The sequence below is a fragment of the Colwellia hornerae genome, assembly GCF_007954355.1.
Lineage (GTDB): Bacteria > Pseudomonadota > Gammaproteobacteria > Enterobacterales > Alteromonadaceae > Colwellia_A > Colwellia_A hornerae.
In genome coordinates, this window is sequence record NZ_VOLR01000031.1 from 1 (window position 1) to 17,547 (window position 17,547).

Sequence of the window (17,547 nt, forward strand, 5' to 3'; positions counted from 1 at the left end):
CTAAATGTAATTTCAGGAATAGTGGCTTATTGCTTGAAGAAGAAAAAGCCACGTATTAAATTATCAGCCAGTGAATTTGGATTGATGGAAGTTTAGAAAACGCTGCTCTTAAGCAGATCTCAGGTTAGTTAATCAAGAGAAATTGTTTATCGTTTTATAAAAGCCACTATTGTGGCTTTTTTTATATAAGTGATTAACTTCAGCGGAAGATATAGTGAAATAGGCGCAATAATAGAAAACGCCGAGGTCATATTACAAGATGTAGTAGCAAAAGGTGATGCTCAGCAGCTAATTGTTAATATGAATTAATTATTAACAATTACTTTATGTTTTATAGAAGCCACTGCTGTACTTTTTTATATAATCAAAGAACCTCATTGGCATAAACCTTAAAATATTGGATAATGCGCGCATTATTATGGGGAGTTATTGATGCGTTACGCTTTAGGTATTGAATACGATGGAAGCCGTTATCACGGTTGGCAACGACAAAAAAATGCGGTCAGTGTTCAGCAAAATGTAGAAAAAGCCTTATCAAAAATTGCTGATGAAAAAATAGAAGTTATTTGTGCGGGCAGAACCGATACAGGTGTTAGTGCAACCAACCAAGTTATTCACTTTGAAACGAACAAAGTTCGTAAAGATGTTGCTTGGACACTTGGCGTTAATACCAATTTACCCTGTGATATTGCTGTCTCTTGGGTCAAGCAAGTTGATGACAGCTTTCATGCGCGATTTAGCGCTACAGCACGTCGTTATCGCTATGTTATTAATAACAACCGCTTAAGATCTGCTATTTTAAGCCAAGGGATAACGAGCTGTCATTATCCACTTGATGAAAAATTAATGCACCAGGCGGCTCAGTCTTTACTGGGTCAACATGACTTTACCTCATTTCGGACCGTGCATTGTCAGTCACATTCTCCGGTAAGAACACTGATTCATTGCAATGTTTCTCGCCAAGGTGACTTTGTTATTATTGATGTTAAAGGCAATGCTTTTTTACACCATATGGTGAGAAATATCGCCGGTAGTTTGATGCGTATTGGGCAACAATTAGAAACAGTAGCCTGGCTGGGTGAAGTACTCGAAGCTAAAAATCGTTGTGTTGCTGGTATGATGGCATCCGCCGCGGGTTTATATTTCGTCGGTGTCGACTACCCGCAAGAGTTCAATATTCCAAAACCCGCGCTGGGACCGCTATTTTTACTTTAAGATAAATAATGGCAGAATGAACCATTACAAACTGATAAATCCAACAAGACAGACCAGTTTTTTGTATTCATGGTAGGGCTAAATGTGCTTTAATTGTCGGTTATAGTTAGAATAATTCAAAAAATTAACAATTTGCTGATAGGTTTGAAATCAATATCGGCAAGTTCTCCTATGTTCCCATGAACATATTAGGTAAAAGAAGGCAAAAATAAATTATGAGCTGGATAGAAAAAATTCTCCCAAAAGCAAAAACCACCCAAAAACGCAATATCCCTGAAGGCGTTTGGAGCAAGTGTACTTCTTGTAATGCAGTGCTTTATAAAGCGGAACTCGATAGATTATTATCAGTTTGTCCAAAATGTGATCACCATATGCGCATTTCAGCACGCAAACGCATTGATTGTTTCTTAGATCCAAATAACCGCGCTGAATTAGGCGAAGAGTTTGAAGCACAAGATATTTTAAAGTTCAAAGATTCAAAACGTTATAAAGACCGTTTAAGCGCTGCACAAAAAAGTACCGGTGAAAAAGATGCTCTGGTTGTTATGAGAGGTGAACTCAATGGTATGCCTATCGTTGCTGCTGCCTTTGAATTTGCTTTTTTAGGTGGTTCAATGGCATCAGTTGTTGGTGCTCGCTTTGTTAAAGGTGTTGAATACTGCCTAGAGCATAACCTACCACTGGTTTGTTTTTCTGCAAGTGGCGGTGCACGTATGCAAGAAGCATTATTTTCATTAATGCAAATGGCAAAAACGAGTGCAGCATTAGCGAAGATGAGCGAAAAAGGTTTACCTTACGTTTCGGTATTAACTGACCCTACTATGGGCGGTGTATCTGCAAGTTTGGCTATGCTAGGCGACATTAATGTTGCAGAGCCTAAAGCGTTAATTGGTTTTGCGGGTCCACGTGTTATTGAACAAACTGTTCGAGAGAAGTTGCCTGAAGGTTTTCAGCGTAGTGAATTCTTAAAAGAAAAGGGTGCGATTGATATTATCGTTGACCGACGTGAAATGCGTAGTACGCTTTCTCGTATGTTAGCTAAATTCATGGGACATCCAAGCCTTAACGCTTCATAACTAACGCTTCATAAAAACACTATGCCAATAAACAACAAAAGCCATTTTGCTAGTAAGTCTCTAGCTCAATGGCTTTCTTATTTAGAAACAATACATTTAACTGAAATCGACTTGGGGCTCACACGTATTTCGCATGTCGCTAAGCGATTAAATATTGATTTCAGTTTTGCTCAAGTGATCACGGTTGCCGGAACTAACGGTAAGGGCACTACCTGTGCTTTTATTGAAAATGCCTTGCTCGGCGATAAGAAAACAGTTGCGGTTTATTCGTCACCACATATTGAAAAGTTCAATGAACGTTTACGTATTAATAATATTGATGTGGACAGTCAGTCATTAATCAACGCCTTTGAGCAAATAGAGCAACACCGTGGTGATATTTCACTAACATATTATGAATACACAACACTAGCCGCCTTTTTAGTCTTGATGGAAAGAAAGCCTGCTTTCATTATCCTGGAAGTAGGTTTAGGTGGGCGTTTAGATGCGACAAATTTAATTGACGCTGATATTGCTGTCATAACCACGATAGACTTAGACCATCAAGCTTACTTAGGCGATAACCGGGAAAGCATTGGCTTTGAAAAAGCGGGTATCATGCGTGCTGATCAAACAGTCGTTATTGGTGATACCGATTGTCCTAAATCTGTACTTGTACATGCTAATAACCTTAAAGCCGTGGTGAGTCTGCGCGGCGATGATTTCGCTATTGAACAGCACAAAAAAGCCGCTTCTCCCTCCTTGTGGCGTTGGACATTTGGCGAGTACCAAATCAATGATTTAAATAAGCCTTTCATACCTCAAGATAATGTAGCAACAGCATTAACGGTCTTGGCTTTACTTAATGATTGTTCTTTTGTTTTTAATACTAAAAGTGTAAATGCCTTAATAAACCAAACAAAAGTAGCTGGTCGTACTGAGCTTATCACGAAAAAATCATTAAACAGTCGGGTATTACTTGATGTAGGTCATAATCCTCAAGCGGCACGTTATTTAGTTGAATATTTAAAATCGCAAAAGTACGATAAGCTCTATGCGGTCACGGGGATGTTAAAAGACAAAGATATTGCTAATACCTTTGGGCCATTAACTGCGCTGGTTGATAAATGGTATTTAGGCAGTTTATCTATGCCTCGTGGAGCTAGTGCAAAGGAGTTAGCCGAAAAATTGTTATTAAATGAAGATTCAGCTAATTGTTTTGACAATATCACTGAGGCATTTAGAATGGCTAACAAAAATTCAACAGCAACAGATTTGATCTTAGTGTTTGGATCATTTTATACCGTAGCTGAAGTCAGACGTTTATTGTTGTAGTTTTTATTAACTGCAGCCTGGGAGTTCCATTTGTCTACACCTTTTCAAAACCGCTTAGTTGGCACCATTATTGTGGCTGCGGTTGCTATTATTATTTTGCCAGACTTGCTAGACGGTAATAAAAAAACTTATCAAGATGAGTTTGAAAAAATTCCACCGCCGCCTAAGGTCGAATTTGTTAAAAACACACTAAGCTTTCCTGAAGATAAAATCGTTAAAGTTACCAACGAAATACTGAGTGATGAGACCGCGTTAGATGACGATGTATCTTCGGCTGAACAAACAATAAAATATACGGTTGAAACAGAAAATGAACCGCGTTTAAATAATGCTTCTGCAACGAAAGAAGACGAAAAAGTGTTAACTGCACAAGCAGCAGAAGATATTTTGCCTGAAAAGTCAGTGTTACAACAAGCCTGGGTAGTACAACTGGGCAGTTTTCGTCATAAAAAAAATGTTGCACAGTTATTACTTAAGCTTAAAGATAATGGTTATACCGCTTTTACCAAACCGATAAAGACAAAAAATGGCCCATTGATAAAAGTTTTTATTGGTCCTGAACTGATCAAAAATTCATTGATTAAAAAAATCCCTGCATTGAAAAAATTAACTGGCGTTGAAGGTAAAATCGCTCGTTTTTACCCAACAAAGTGATGAGTTATAGCCGCTGGCCATTAATACTCTGTTAAAAGTAGTTGAGCACTTTCAATGGTAATGGCTATTTAAAATAAAACATTGGCACAATAAGGGGCATTTCTGTTAGAATGCGCGCCTAATTATGCTGGTAAGTATTCATTGGTAACGATTAATTTATGGTTTGGATAGACTATGCCATCTTGGCAGTTGTAGGCATTTCAACGTTAATTAGCTTGGTTCGCGGCTTTGTTAAAGAAGCTGTTTCGCTAGTTATTTGGATCAGTGCCTTCTTTATTGCCAGCCACTTCTATGTAAACCTTGCTAGTTTATTGACAAATATTTCCGATCAAGTCCTGCGAAATGCCGCGGCAATTGCTATTCTTTTTATCACCACGTTAATTCTTGGCGCCTTGGTAAATTATCTTATTGGTCAACTAGTCAGTAAAACAGGCTTGTCTGGAACTGATCGTCTGCTAGGACTTGTTTTTGGTGCATTACGTGGCGTGTTAGTTATCAGCGCAGTATTATTCTTTATGGATGCATTTACCCCCGCGTCATCAACTGCATGGTGGGCTAGCTCTCAACTGATCCCCGAGTTTACACTCATTGTTGAATGGTTTTTCGAATACCTAAAAAATTCATCAAGCTTTTTGAAATAACGTTATTGTAGTGCCATGAAAATGGGGCTGCTGTTCATTAGTATAATTTTTATTTATTAGCGTTTCTTTTCATAAAAACGCCCTTAAACTTAGTTCTGTGGAGAATAAACGCATGTGTGGTATTGTTGGCATTGTTGGTAAAACATCGGTAGGTCAAGCATTATATGACGGATTAACTGTACTTCAACATCGTGGTCAAGACGCTGCGGGTATTGTGACTATTCACAACAATACCTTTAGACTACGTAAAGGAAATGGTTTAGTGAAAGACGTGTTTCATACGCGTCATATGTTGCGCCTACAAGGTAACATGGGTATTGGTCATATTAGATACCCAACCGCAGGTACTTCAAGTTCTTCAGAAGCTCAACCTTTTTATGCCAATGCTCCTTTTGGTATTTCTCTCGCACATAATGGTAATTTAACCAACGCGATTGAATTAAAAGAATGGTTGTTTAACGTGGCGCGTCGTCATGTAAATACCACGTCTGATTCTGAGTTGTTACTCAATATTCTTGGTCATGAACTACAATTGACTGAAAATTTGAAATTAACTCCTGATGACATTTTTACTGCAATATCTAATGTACATCAGCATATTCGTGGTGCCTATGCAACAGTTGCTTTAATTATTGGCCATGGCATGGTGGCGTTTCGTGATCCTAATGGCATCCGCCCATTAGTATTTGGTAAGCGTGAAACTGCCACGGGTATTGAATATATGATTGCCTCTGAGTCGGTAGCACTTGATGCCAACGATTTTGAGTTTGTCCGTGATGTTGCGCCTGGTGAAGCTATTTATTTCACTGAAGATGGACAAATTCACAGCCAACAATGTGCAAAGAACCCAACCTACAACCCGTGTATTTTTGAATACGTTTATTTTGCGCGTCCTGATTCAGCGATTGATAAAATTTCTGTTTACGGTTCTCGTGTTGAAATGGGTAAAAAATTGGGTGATAAAATTGCGAAAGAATGGGAAGACGTAGAGATCGATGTTGTTATCCCTATCCCAGAAACATCATGTGACACGGCCTTAGAAATTGCTCGTCATCTTGGCATTCCATACCGTCAAGGTTTTGTGAAAAATCGCTATATTGGCCGTACTTTTATTATGCCGGGCCAAGAGCAGCGTAAAAAATCAGTCCGTCGTAAACTTAATGCGATAACAACTGAGTTTGCCGGTAAAAATGTATTGTTAGTTGACGACTCTATTGTACGGGGGACTACTTCTGGACAAATCATTGAAATGGCTCGCTCTGCGGGTGCTAAAAATGTTTATTTTGCTTCAGCCGCACCAGAGATTCGTTTTCCTAATGTTTATGGTATTGACATGCCAAGTGCCAATGAACTTATTGCTCATGGTCGTGAATTAGATGATATTTGCCAATTAATTGGTGCAGATAAACTTATTTTTCAAACATTAGAAGATTTAGTTAGTGCTGTGGGCAGTGTAAACCCTGAAATCAAACAATTCGAAACATCTGTATTCGATGGTCAGTATATTACTAAAGACATTACTCAAGGCTATTTAGAACGATTAGATGCGATGAGAAATAATGAGAATAAAGAAGACTCAGATAAAAATGCTGACTCAATTATTGATATGCACAATGAAGGTGCTGAATAGCTAATGAGTGACAGTGTCTCGTTAATGACAACATAGAAAATAACGTAAAAAAAAGCCCGATTAGTTTATCACTAAGCGGGCTTTTTTATTATTGATTGCTAAATATTTACATTTACAATAAATGATTTATCGACTTAAATTTATCTATGAAAATTTTAAGATATATATTCAGAGCCAAAGCCCATACCTAACATAATAGCGCTAAATGCCATTAAAGAAACTAAAAGTACTAATCCACAGGTAACCACTGAGCTTGAATAAATAAAGCCTTTTTCTTCTGGAATATTCATCATGATCGGCACGCCAGAGTAAAGTAAATATACAGAATAACAAAGTGCGGCTAGTCCCGCTAAAGCAACAAACCATAAAACAGGAAATAACGCAGTTACGCCAACCATTAATAACGGTGTTGCAGTGTAAGCGGCCAATTCTAGAGATTGGGTGAAATCAGGTTTTGCATCAAAGGTTTTGGCCATCCACTGAATTAAAAAAGCCAAGCCAATAACACCAAAAATCAGACCGAAATACATACCGACAGACATGGTCATAGCGCTTGCCTGAGTTAACTTTATTGGGTCACCTACGCCTATTGTCCAACCAATATGAGCGGCGGCATAATAACTACAAATGGCAGGTATTAACGCAATTGTTATTATATGAACCATGCTATACATTAAGCTTTCGTGACGCTTTTCAATCGTGTGCCACTCTTTCTTAGGGTCAGTGTACAATCCCCATATATGATTTAATATCATAATAAAATCCTCTCGCTGTCCCCAAAATTACATTTATTGCTTTTTATTTTTTATTAATAAATGTCTGTGTCGATCAATTTTTTATTATTGATAGCTTATTTATGTAAGATGGCGAAGCTTTCGTCAAGAGATGAATAGCAATTAAGCTAAATTAAATGCAAATAACTTCTTTTTATACCGAAAATAACGAATGTCTATATAGTGATATATTATTTTGTTATTTCAAAACAAACTGCGCTCTATCATAAATGGCAGGGCCGCTGAAAAATCAAGCAACCTTTATTCTAACAATATTCATGATTTCTATTTCAAAGCCGGCAATCAACTCAGTACTCGTGTAATAGGTCATATTGACTTGTTGCTTGCTGAGCGATTTATAAGCTTTTTTTCGCTTATATTTGAATGGGACATCACAGTCTTTTATCATGACCGTATTAATAAACCACTCATCTTGTTCGCGCTGAATATGAGAGACGACAGTAACATTTTCACTGTGAACAAGTTTGTCATGCTTTTTTAAGAGATCTTTTACTGTTTTCTTTTTCATCTTTATTTCCTTGATGAGACATTTTTAATGCCTAGCTCTAACACGGCAGCGTTATTGATATTGTCTATGTATTAGGGAGATAAACTATTCTACTTTTTATTATATCTTTTCTCAAAACAACTAATCAATACCGATATATCGTTACAGTAGAAAAACATCTTTCTATTATTCTTTATACAAAACTCTAGGCGTGAAGGTTTTTAGTGATTCTCCCCTTGGCATCATACTGAGACATTAAATCTTTATCTTAATGAGTAAATATCGTCTAAAAAGTTGTGTTGACGAACTTATTAGGAGATTTTCTTTTAATTTAGCTATACTAGCTACTCTTAAGTTTGTATAACTCAGCGTAATAGGGTGCTTGCAGTAATGAGCAAATCAATTCTCTTCCATACTATTTATCCACATAAAACCAGTAAAGTATGGGTTGTTTTTGTCCATGGAGCTGGTGGCAGTTCGGCGATCTGGTTTCGTCAGATCAGAGATTACCAAAAAGCCTATAATGTCCTTTTACTTGATCTTCGTGGTCATGGAAAATCCAGTCATCTGGTACAAACCTTTGTTGATAGTAACTATTCGTTTAATAAAGTTTCTGAAGATATCATTGATGTTTTAGATCACAATAATATTGCATGTGCACACTTCGTTGGTATTTCTTTAGGAACTATTATCATTCGAAATATCGCAGAAATTGCACCAGAATATGTATCGAGTATGGTTTTAGGCGGTGCTATCACTCGCTTTAATGCCCGAAGTAATATTTTGGTTTATTTGGGTAATACCTTTAAGCATTGTCTGCCATACATGTGGTTGTATCGTTTATTTGCTTTTATTATGATGCCAAAAAAGCGCCATAAGGAATCTCGACATTTATTTGTTCGTGAAGCGAAACGTTTGTGTCAAAAAGAATTTATTCGTTGGTTTAAATTAGCCATGGATGTGAATCCCTTGATGCGATATTTCAAAGAGAAAGAAATTGATATACCTATCCTTTATATTATGGGCAAAGAAGACCATATGTTTTTGGGACCGGTAATGGAAATGGTTAAGCAACATAAAAATAGTTTATTACACACTATTCATAAATGCGGTCATGTTTGTAATGTTGAGAGCCCAGAACTTTTTAATCAACACTCTTTGGAATTTATCGCTCAGCAACATTAATGCCATCCATTATTTTTCGGGCATAGTAAGTGAGTAGCCATTAAAAATAATGGGTTTGATTACGTCCGTTGTCTTTTGATTTATACATCGCCATATCTGCTCGTTTAAGAAATAAGCCAACATCATCCTCGTTTGTTAATTGGGTTGCGCCCATACTTACAGTGACTTTTATTTTTTTACCATCAATAATAAGAAAAGCATCGTCAACAGCCGCGCGGATACGCTCAGCAACAATTAATGCGAAGTCGATGTTGGTAGCAGGAAGAATGAAGGCAAACTCTTCGCCACCAATTCGCCCCATCAGATCATTTTCTCTCAGTACTAGTTGGCTAACTTTACAAATAAGTTTCAAAACATCATCGCCAATCGAATGGCCATAGGTATCATTAAATACTTTAAAATAATCAACATCTAGCATTAATAAACACAGTGGAACTTGATAGCGATGGGAGCGCTCTAGTTCAAGCTGTAAAGATTTCATAAAAGCACGTCTGTTGGCGATGCCGACTAACTCATCCGTTGTTGCCATTTGTTTTAATTTATTAATGTCTCGTTCTATATGGTTGGCCATTTTATTTAAATTTTTGCTGAGTGAGCCGATTTCATTTTCTACACTGACCTTACTGCGCGCTTGGTAATCTCCTTCTGCTATGCTTTGTGCATCATGAACCAGTGAAAATATGGGGAGAACAATTTTATTTCTGACATAAAAAGTGATAATTAACGCCATCAGTGTTGAAATTACTAATAACAAAATAACGTACCATAAATATTTTTTTTGTTTAGTTTGAAACTCATCGGCCTCTATAATTAACCTATTCTCAACCGCAGCAATGAACTTTTGAATAGGTTGCATGATGGCAATTTTTTCTTGCTGGTATTGAGGTGAAAACAATAATTTTATGGCAAAAGCATTATCAGGTACTCCTTTAGGAGTAAAAGTGCCTTTACCATCATTGTAAGAGCCTTTCATTAACGCAAAAGCCTGTTTTTCAATATTCATTAAATTATCTGAACGGGCCTGTGATTGTTGAAGCAGTAACAATTCACTTTCGGTAAAACCCATATCACGCATAAGGTTCTTCAATGGGACTTGTATATCTAATTTATCTAAAGCAAATCGTTCGGGAGTGAGTGAAGTATACCAGTAGGTGGGAGGGTACTTTTTTGGTCGAGGGGAATCCCCGTTGCGTATCGCAATGATGTCAAAATAATACTCTTTATATATTTCGTTACCCGTGACGACATATGTTCGTGCCATACGTGTAAGATCATCCGAACTTTGACGTAATTCATTAGCAATATTTAGTGAGTATACATGGTGCTTTTCATCCTTAATCGATCGCAGATCAAAAATACCTATGATATGTGCAACAACGTACCCCCACATGCTTAGTATAACGATAAAGCATAAAAAACCGATTTTATTACCAGTGGAAATATTCATCCATAACCTATTGGTTTAGTGTTAGCTATGCAATATTGCACAGCTAATACTATTTAGTCATTTCATTCATTAAAGTATAACTCTCAAATTAAAAAATTATTGAACACTTTTGTTGAGTGTCGAGTTAACCCGAACGCGTATGCTGTATAACTTGTAAATCCATGAGATATTAACGTAGTGATATCACTGTTTTATAAGTTATTTTGAGTATAGACGCTTCTGGTCATTAAACTATTAATAGCTAATTAGCTTTTTTGTCTGTGCAATAACGCATTCTTAGCTTAGTAGAAGTGTTACGCTTATTTTTGTTGTTTATATTAAATCTAGCTGTCTGATAATCATGGTAAATAATCGGTAATTCTTGATATGAGTATGATAAAATTGGTAATAATGTAGTAGCCATAGCTAAGTCATTGACGAAATTTTGACAACAACATAATTAGCGCCTTTCTTATCTTTTTTATCAGGTCAAACCCGCTAAATACTGGTTGATGAAGCTAAGTAAGTCGTTTGAAAACTTTCAACATCCAGCTATCAATATAAAATATAGACAAGGAAGTACAAACCAAGCTAATAATTATTGTATTATTAAGCTAATGATCCAATGAAAATTTACTTATAATGATATCCATAAATAAATTATAAGTTATAAATTTTCAATGGTTTAAGTTTTTTTTTGCTGGTTTTGTAGTGTTTGTACTATGATATTTTACATAATAAGGAGTTACCGTGATTTGCGTGAAAGACTTATCTTTTAGCCGTAACGATGGCGTTAACAAACAAAATATTTTAAATCAACTCGATTTATTTGTACCAGCAGCACAACACCTCGCATTACTTGGTGATAGTGGTTCAGGTAAAACAACATTTTTGCATATTTTAGCGGGACTATTGCAAGCAGATAGTGGTTCGGTAAGTATTAACAATCAAGAGCTTTCATCACTGAATGAGACAGAACTCGCGCTTTACCGCCGTAAAATAGGGCTAATATTTCAGCATTACCAATTGCTTGATTGTTTAACCGTAAAGCAGAATATTCTCTTTCAACACAAACTCAATTACCCCAAAAAATCTGCTAGTGAATTTGACCATATTGTTGATGAGCTTGGGCTCCAAGGTAAGCTCGATGCATTGCCTGAAAAACTGTCAGGTGGAGAACAACAAAGAGTTGGCATCGCAAGAGCTTTACTCAACAAACCTCAGATAATTTTTGCAGATGAACCGACAGGTAACTTAGATAGGCAACGCTCGCACCAAGTTGTTAAACTTCTTACTAAGTTATGCAGTGAGCGAAAAATCAATTTGGTGATGGTGACTCACAGTCATCAATTAACGGATTACTTTGATCAGGTAAAAGTACTCAGAGATGGTCATTTTGAGTAATTCGGCTAATGAAATCAAACTTATTCTCGCCACCCATTTAGCCTTTTATCGAAGACATCCTTGGTTAATGGCGTTATTTTTTTTAGGCTTTAGTCTCGGTAGTGCACTTTTAACTGCAATTTCTGGTCTTAATCAAGAGGCTAATACACGCTATCAAAATTCTTCCGCATTAATCAATAACCCCGTTACACATTTAATTAAACCATTAACAGGAAAGCACTTTATTGATGGCAATATATGGCTCACTTTACGACAACATGGCTTTATCAATACTCAACCCGTTTTACGAGGTCAATTAGTAACTAATAAAGGGGAAGCACTTGCCATTCAAGGTGTGGATACTCTGCTGTGGTTAAACCGTGCTCAATACCAACAAAGTGATGAAAATGCAGATAAAACGCCGCAACGCTTTTCCCTTACTACCTTATTAGTTGATTCGAAATTTGCAAAACGCATCTTCACAAAAACAGGTGAACTGATAAAATTTTCACTGCAAAACGCTCAGCAACAACCTGAAGTTGTATTAGCTGATAATATTGGACTTTGGGCGATCACCGATATCGCCAATGCTGATTATTTATTAGCGGCTAAAGGGCAACTCAGTTTTATTGAGCTCTCGCATGTTAGTGAGCAGCAATTAACAGAAATAGCACAGCTAATTGCTGGGCAAGCACAGTTGATTGATGCAGAGCAACAATCGTTTGATGTTTTATCTGAAGCCTTCTTTTTTAATCTGACCGCACTTGCCATGCTTGGTTATATTGTTGCGGCATTTTTGAGTTTTAATGCGATAAAACTGACCTTAACTGCGCGACAAAAATTAATAGAGCAAATGCAGCTATTAGGCTGTCTTAAATTAAGTATTCAATTGAGTCTTGTAATTGAGCTTATTATTGTCAGTGTTTGCACGGCGTTATTAGGTACATTAGGTGGATACTTAATTGCCAATGCATTAGTGCTTGATGTCAACAGCACCTTGGTTGGCTTGTATCAACTCGATAAAACGTTGGTGATCAATTGGCAATGGTCGAATGTTTTATTAGGTTTTGCCCTTAATATTTCTGCTTTAGCGGTCATCTTGTTAGCGCAAGCCAAGCAAGTTGCCCAAAAAAGTCAACTGATGTTTTATAGTTTATTGGTCAGTACATTAGCGGCAGTCATTGGGTTACTCTATTATACGACTAATGAGTATCAAGCTTTGCTGCTGTGTTTTGCGCTTTTAATGTTGTTTATCCTGCTTGTGCCTAAAGTACTTTCTCTCTTGGTTTCATTACCGATCAAAATAACAGATCCATTAACACAATGGCTTCATGCCGATACCCGACTTCATGTAAAAGACCTGCATATTGCTATTATTGCAATTCTAGTGGCGCTTGGTAGTGCTATTGGCATGCAAATTATGGTGAAAAGTTTTAGCCATACGTTAAATGCCCACCTTGAAAAGCAATTAAGTGCAGATATTTATTTACGTTCAGATAAGCTCGATAATACTTTAAGGCAAGCGCTCACTAACTTGCCTGAAGTTGAGAAGTTAAGTATCTATATGCAAAGTGATGGTGATGTAAATAAAGTACCTGCGAACCTTGCAAGCTTTGGTAATAGCTTTGAACATTATCAACATATTTCGCTGACATCAGGCTTAACCATTAGTGAAGCAAATTTTTATCGTCAAGGCTGTTTGGCTAACGAACAAAGTAACATTAAGTTTAGTTATTCATTGAATGATGTGCTGGTCTTTAAGCAAAACTCAACTGAATTTACTTGTCGTATAACAGGATTTTTTTATGATTATGGTAACCCAAGAATATCGTTACTTACGCTAGAGGAACGCCAGAAAACAGCCGCACTCAATCATGATATTTTTGGTTATTCAATACGGCTAAAAAGTAGTACTGCCGTTGCTGTTTTTAGCGAGCGTTTAATGGACGAATTTAAACAAGACAGTACAAATATTTTAGCGAATAAACGATTTAAACAAATCGCTAATGCCTTGTTTGAAGATACGTTTGTCGTTACCAAAGCACTAAATAGTTTTATTCTCGCTATTGCATTGTTAAGTTTGTGTACCAGCCTATTAAGTTTAAGTGTTAATCAATTAAAGCAATTAACCATATTACGTAATTTAGGCGTGACACAACGGCAATTATTAACCATGAAACTGCTACAAACAGCAGGCGTGGTTGTGTTTACCGCGTTGTTTGCTATTCCGCTTGGCTTCGCATTGGGCTTTGCGTTATTGAAGTTTGTCATGCCAATTGCCTTTGGCTGGACTATTCACTTTAGTTTAGATTTAAGCAGTTTATTAATAACGTGTTTAACGCTAGTGGCTGTCTCTGTTTTATGTGCCTATTTACCGATTCGAAAATTAACTAACTTAGCGACCAAGGAGTCATAATCGCGTGATAAAAAGACAAGTTTTAGCCAGGGTATTATTGACTCCGTTTGTTTTTGTACGATTTACTCTTGTGCTGTTAATTTTTGTGCTGTCTGCGTGTCAACCTGCTGAGCAAAAAACAACATCATCTAACTTACAAGTGGCTATTGGCAAGCCGGTAATACAGGGCACTCCTCTTATCTTCCCCGCTGATCATGGTATTCATGCTGAACAAGGTATTGAGTGGTGGTATGTAACGGCTAATTTGCAAAGTGACACTGGCGAGACTTTTGGGGTTCAATGGACATTATTTCGCACACTAATGCCAGGTAACCTTAAGTCACCATGGTGGGATGACAATCTTTACTTTGCTCATTTTGCAATGCAACACCAACAATATCATGTTGCGTTTGAAAGGTTTTCACGAGCAAGGCAAGCTAAGGTCATTAGCTCGCCGTTTGATGCAAGTATTGATGATTGGCAGTTGAGCAGTATTAACAACGAATTTTTGCCACTCAATTTAACCGCTGCACATCAAAACTATGAAATAGCACTGACACTAAGCGACAGTCCAATAGCTTTGCATGGCGACAAAGGCTATAGCCAAAAAACACAAAGTGGTCATGCGTCTTATTACTTTAGTTATCCCTTTTTAAAGGTAAAAGGCCGTCTAACTTTTGCGGGTAACACTTATAACGTTACGGGTGATGCATGGTATGACAGAGAGTGGTCGGCGAGTTTACTCGACAAAAATCAACTCGGTTGGGATTGGTTCAGTATTGTTGACGCTCAATCAGCCACTCAATCAGAGAAGCAAGGGCTCATGCTCTTTTGTATTCGAGGTAATGATCATAATTATGAGTATTGTAGCGGTACTCAGATAGCCGCCAATGGCCAAACAACAGCGATTTTTAAAGAAGATATTAAACTGTCTGTTATTGAAACCGTGACATTAAATAACCACGATTATCCTAGTAAATGGCAAGTTGAATTAACCAATAGACCAACCATTATTATTGAAAGCATTACCAAGGATTCACGTAATCAATTAACAATTCCCTACTGGGAAGGACGCGTTAAAGCAACAGGTGGCTTTAATGGTATTGGCTATGCCGAAATTACGGGGTACTAACTCTTTATTGCTACTTTATTTAGTAGACTTGAAACTTGCAATGAGCATTGCCTGATGAAATTAATTTTTTGGGTCTTTAAAAGGGCGTTTAGTGGCATGATTTTTATTATCATAACTTAGTAACATGTTTTATATATCTGCAAAATTAAGAGGTAATGCTAAGCTCACTTTTGTTCTGCCCATAACAACAGATGTTTTAAAATGAAGAACAGCAACATCACTAAAAAAAAATGATTGAGTAAATTCTTCAAAATTTTCCATGTCTTTTGCTGTCACTATCAGGACGAAGTCAGCTTCACCTGTAATGTAATAACACTGCTGGATATTATTGTTATTTTTTACTTTATTTTTAAAATAATTGAAACAATCGTTATAATTTCTGTTGAGTTGTACAGATATAATAAAAGTCATTGATTGGTTTACAGCGCTAGGCGATATTATCGCTACTTCCTGAGCAATAACTTTATTGTCTCTTAAGCGCTTCAAGTGTCGCTGTATACTTGCCGTTGATAAACCCACCTCTTCAGAAAGCTGCTCAACAGAAGTTTTTACATCTATTTGCAATAACTCCAATATTTTTAAATCTTGCTTATTCAATTTCATAATTTAACATTTCTCATTTTTTGATTTGATAATATCACTATTCCCTAAATAACATAAATAAAAACTCACTTAATTTAAATTAAAGCGATATGTGTACCGTTATTAGTAGGTAAGATACCTATATTAGCTAAATCATTAAACAAGGAATATCTCCATGTCTGCAATACAAGGTTTGTCTTCTCCAACGACGGTAGCTTTAAAAAATTCACAACCACAGATACAAGTGTTAAACCCTGAAGATGGTAGTTTAGTCGGTACCGTTGTGAACAACTCTGTAAGTGAAGTTGACGCTATTATTGCGGCCGCAGTAATAGGAGCCCAAAAAGCGAAAAAACTTTCTTCAAATTTACGAATGTCTGTACTAAATGAAGTTGCTGATAATTTAAGTAATCAAAAAGAATTGTTCGCTCAAATGATCGCTCGTGAAGGTATTAAAACAATTAATGAAGCGCGAAAAGAAGTTTCTAGGTGTGTAGAGACCATACGGATCAGTGCAGAAGAAGCTAGACGTTTAACGGGAGAAACGATTGCTTTTGATCAAGCACCTGACTCTGAAAATAGGTTCGGGTATTATCGTAGGATACCGCTTGGCGTTGTTGCCGCTATTACTCCCTTTAATGATCCTTTAAATTTAGTCGCTCACAAGATAGGTCCGGCTATAGCTGCAGGAAACTCAGTCATCCTTTTACCTCACCACGAGACGCCTCTTGTTGCAAAATTGCTTGTAGAACTCTTCAATAAAACAAGTTTACCTAAAGGCATTTTAAATTTAGTTACAGGTTATGGAATAGAGATAGGCGATATGATCGTTTCAGATCCTCGTATTAATATGGTTTCATTTACCGGAGGGAAAAGTGTCGGAGAAAGGATCTTAAGTCTCGCTGGTTTAAAGAAGATATCTATGGAACTTGGCAGTAATTGTCCGGTAATAGTAATGGATGATGCAAATATTGATCTGGCTATGGAGGCCTGTGTGAGTGGTGCTTTCTGGGCTGCAGGCCAAAACTGTTTACATGTTCAAAGAATTTATCTTCAAGATGATATCTATGATCAGTTTACTGCAGAATTTTGTCGTCGTGCAAGTGAAATTTCTATGGGAGACAAGCTTTCTGAGTCTACACAGATGGGCCCAATGATTAATCGTCGTGCTGCTCTAAAAGTTGAGGAGATGGTACAAGATGCGCTTGATAAAAACTCAACACTATTGTGTGGAGGGAAAAGGCAGGGAAACTTTTTTCAACCGACTGTTTTCGCCAATGTAAGCAGTAATTGCTTAATTGCCAAAGAAGAAGTGTTCGGACCTGTCACTGTGTTATATCGATTTTCTGATAAAAAAGAAGCAATAACTCAAGCAAATGATGTTGAATTTGGCTTACAAGCTGGAATATTTACCAATGACCTTGAATTAGCTTTTGAACTTGCAGACTCGATGGATTGTGGTGGTGTAATGATAAATGACAGTAGTGATTATCGCATTGATGCAATGCCATTTGGTGGCGTTAAAGGATCAGGTGTTGGTCGAGAGGGGGTTATGAATGCAGTTAAAGAAATGACAGACATAAAAACCTATTGTTTTAATTTACGAAAATAACGCTATCGAAAATCATTCTAC

At 36.9% G+C, this 17,547-nt stretch carries 15 protein-coding genes and 1 pseudogene; 12 read left to right on the forward strand and 4 right to left on the reverse strand.

Features of this window, described 5'->3' with window-relative positions; genetic code table 11:
• The 7 genes and pseudogenes from ESZ26_RS19660 to purF all read left to right on the forward strand — a co-directional run.
• Positions 1 to 96: pseudogene (locus ESZ26_RS19660) on the forward strand (IS982 family transposase); the annotation flags it as partial.
• 336 nt (positions 97 to 432) lie between these two features.
• Positions 433 to 1,215 carry a tRNA pseudouridine(38-40) synthase TruA gene (truA, locus tag ESZ26_RS16870; RefSeq protein ID WP_146800581.1) on the forward strand — a complete coding sequence of 261 codons (783 nt, stop codon included), beginning with the start codon at positions 433 to 435 and terminating at the stop codon, positions 1,213 to 1,215.
• A gap of 215 nt (positions 1,216 to 1,430) precedes the next feature.
• Positions 1,431 to 2,291, forward strand: a complete 861-nt coding sequence (gene accD / locus ESZ26_RS16875; protein ID WP_146800582.1) for an acetyl-CoA carboxylase, carboxyltransferase subunit beta — start codon at positions 1,431 to 1,433, stop codon at positions 2,289 to 2,291.
• Positions 2,292 to 2,312: 21 nt separating this feature from the next.
• A complete protein-coding gene (gene folC / locus ESZ26_RS16880) occupies positions 2,313 to 3,605 on the forward strand; it encodes a bifunctional tetrahydrofolate synthase/dihydrofolate synthase (RefSeq protein WP_146800583.1) in 1,293 nt (430 codons plus the stop codon).
• A 30-nt stretch (positions 3,606 to 3,635) separates the two neighbouring features.
• Complete coding sequence (locus tag ESZ26_RS16885; protein ID WP_146800584.1) at positions 3,636 to 4,259, forward strand: SPOR domain-containing protein; 624 nt, start codon at positions 3,636 to 3,638, stop codon at positions 4,257 to 4,259.
• 158 nt (positions 4,260 to 4,417) lie between these two features.
• Positions 4,418 to 4,900, forward strand: coding sequence for a CvpA family protein (locus ESZ26_RS16890; RefSeq protein ID WP_146800585.1), 483 nt, complete (start codon positions 4,418 to 4,420; stop codon positions 4,898 to 4,900).
• A 112-nt stretch (positions 4,901 to 5,012) separates the two neighbouring features.
• Entirely contained in the window at positions 5,013 to 6,530 is a 1,518-nt protein-coding gene (purF, locus tag ESZ26_RS16895) for an amidophosphoribosyltransferase (protein ID WP_146800586.1), read from the forward strand.
• Between the two features lie 155 nt (positions 6,531 to 6,685).
• Here purF and ESZ26_RS16900 read toward each other — a convergent pair whose 3' ends face one another.
• Positions 6,686 to 7,285, reverse strand: a complete 600-nt coding sequence (locus ESZ26_RS16900) for a Yip1 family protein (protein WP_146800587.1) — start codon at positions 7,283 to 7,285, stop codon at positions 6,686 to 6,688.
• A 268-nt stretch (positions 7,286 to 7,553) separates the two neighbouring features.
• Positions 7,554 to 7,832, reverse strand: a complete 279-nt coding sequence (locus ESZ26_RS16905; protein WP_146800588.1) for a hypothetical protein — start codon at positions 7,830 to 7,832, stop codon at positions 7,554 to 7,556.
• Between the two features lie 369 nt (positions 7,833 to 8,201).
• On the opposite strand from ESZ26_RS16905, the gene ESZ26_RS16910 reads away from it, so the two are divergent.
• On the forward strand, positions 8,202 to 8,996 hold the full coding sequence (locus ESZ26_RS16910; RefSeq protein WP_146800589.1) for an alpha/beta fold hydrolase: 795 nt from the start codon (positions 8,202 to 8,204) through the stop codon (positions 8,994 to 8,996).
• Between the two features lie 40 nt (positions 8,997 to 9,036).
• On the opposite strand, the gene ESZ26_RS16915 is transcribed toward ESZ26_RS16910, so the two are convergent.
• Entirely contained in the window at positions 9,037 to 10,443 is a 1,407-nt protein-coding gene (locus ESZ26_RS16915; protein ID WP_146800590.1) for a diguanylate cyclase, read from the reverse strand.
• Between the two features lie 729 nt (positions 10,444 to 11,172).
• On the opposite strand from ESZ26_RS16915, the gene ESZ26_RS16920 reads away from it, so the two are divergent.
• Genes ESZ26_RS16920 through ESZ26_RS16930 form a run of 3 tightly spaced genes read left to right on the forward strand, consistent with a single transcriptional unit; the run spans position 11,173 to position 15,332 of the window.
• Complete coding sequence (locus ESZ26_RS16920; protein ID WP_146800592.1) at positions 11,173 to 11,826, forward strand: ABC transporter ATP-binding protein; 654 nt, start codon at positions 11,173 to 11,175, stop codon at positions 11,824 to 11,826.
• Complete coding sequence (locus ESZ26_RS16925; RefSeq protein ID WP_146800594.1) at positions 11,810 to 14,221, forward strand: ABC transporter permease; 2,412 nt, start codon at positions 11,810 to 11,812, stop codon at positions 14,219 to 14,221. Before ESZ26_RS16920 ends, ESZ26_RS16925 begins: the two co-directional genes overlap by 17 nt.
• A 7-nt stretch (positions 14,222 to 14,228) precedes the next feature.
• A complete protein-coding gene (locus ESZ26_RS16930) occupies positions 14,229 to 15,332 on the forward strand; it encodes a lipocalin-like domain-containing protein (RefSeq protein WP_146800633.1) in 1,104 nt (367 codons plus the stop codon).
• Positions 15,333 to 15,461: 129 nt separating this feature from the next.
• Here the strand turns inward: ESZ26_RS16930 and ESZ26_RS16935 are convergent, their stop codons facing one another.
• Complete coding sequence (locus ESZ26_RS16935) at positions 15,462 to 15,935, reverse strand: Lrp/AsnC family transcriptional regulator (protein WP_146800596.1); 474 nt, start codon at positions 15,933 to 15,935, stop codon at positions 15,462 to 15,464.
• 154 nt (positions 15,936 to 16,089) lie between these two features.
• Here ESZ26_RS16935 and ESZ26_RS16940 point away from each other — a divergent pair, with 154 nt between their 5' ends.
• Positions 16,090 to 17,526 carry an aldehyde dehydrogenase family protein gene (locus ESZ26_RS16940; protein WP_146800598.1) on the forward strand — a complete coding sequence of 479 codons (1,437 nt, stop codon included), beginning with the start codon at positions 16,090 to 16,092 and terminating at the stop codon, positions 17,524 to 17,526.
• Positions 17,527 to 17,547 lie beyond the last annotated feature (21 nt).

What these genes read in the sequence shown, in the direction of transcription:
- truA (WP_146800581.1), top strand. Translation starts at nt 433, where the DNA reads ATGCGTTACGCTTTAGGTATTGAATACGATGGAAGCCGTTATCACGGT.
- accD (WP_146800582.1), top strand. Translation starts at nt 1,431, where the DNA reads ATGAGCTGGATAGAAAAAATTCTCCCAAAAGCAAAAACCACCCAAAAA.
- folC (WP_146800583.1), top strand. Translation starts at nt 2,313, where the DNA reads ATGCCAATAAACAACAAAAGCCATTTTGCTAGTAAGTCTCTAGCTCAA.
- ESZ26_RS16890 (WP_146800585.1), top strand. Translation starts at nt 4,418, where the DNA reads ATGGTTTGGATAGACTATGCCATCTTGGCAGTTGTAGGCATTTCAACG.
- purF (WP_146800586.1), top strand. Translation starts at nt 5,013, where the DNA reads ATGTGTGGTATTGTTGGCATTGTTGGTAAAACATCGGTAGGTCAAGCA.
- ESZ26_RS16900 (WP_146800587.1), bottom strand. Translation starts at nt 7,285, where the DNA reads ATGATATTAAATCATATATGGGGATTGTACACTGACCCTAAGAAAGAG.
- ESZ26_RS16905 (WP_146800588.1), bottom strand. Translation starts at nt 7,832, where the DNA reads ATGAAAAAGAAAACAGTAAAAGATCTCTTAAAAAAGCATGACAAACTT.
- ESZ26_RS16910 (WP_146800589.1), top strand. Translation starts at nt 8,202, where the DNA reads ATGAGCAAATCAATTCTCTTCCATACTATTTATCCACATAAAACCAGT.
- ESZ26_RS16915 (WP_146800590.1), bottom strand. Translation starts at nt 10,443, where the DNA reads ATGAATATTTCCACTGGTAATAAAATCGGTTTTTTATGCTTTATCGTT.
- ESZ26_RS16925 (WP_146800594.1), top strand. Translation starts at nt 11,810, where the DNA reads ATGGTCATTTTGAGTAATTCGGCTAATGAAATCAAACTTATTCTCGCC.
- ESZ26_RS16935 (WP_146800596.1), bottom strand. Translation starts at nt 15,935, where the DNA reads ATGAAATTGAATAAGCAAGATTTAAAAATATTGGAGTTATTGCAAATA.
- ESZ26_RS16940 (WP_146800598.1), top strand. Translation starts at nt 16,090, where the DNA reads ATGTCTGCAATACAAGGTTTGTCTTCTCCAACGACGGTAGCTTTAAAA.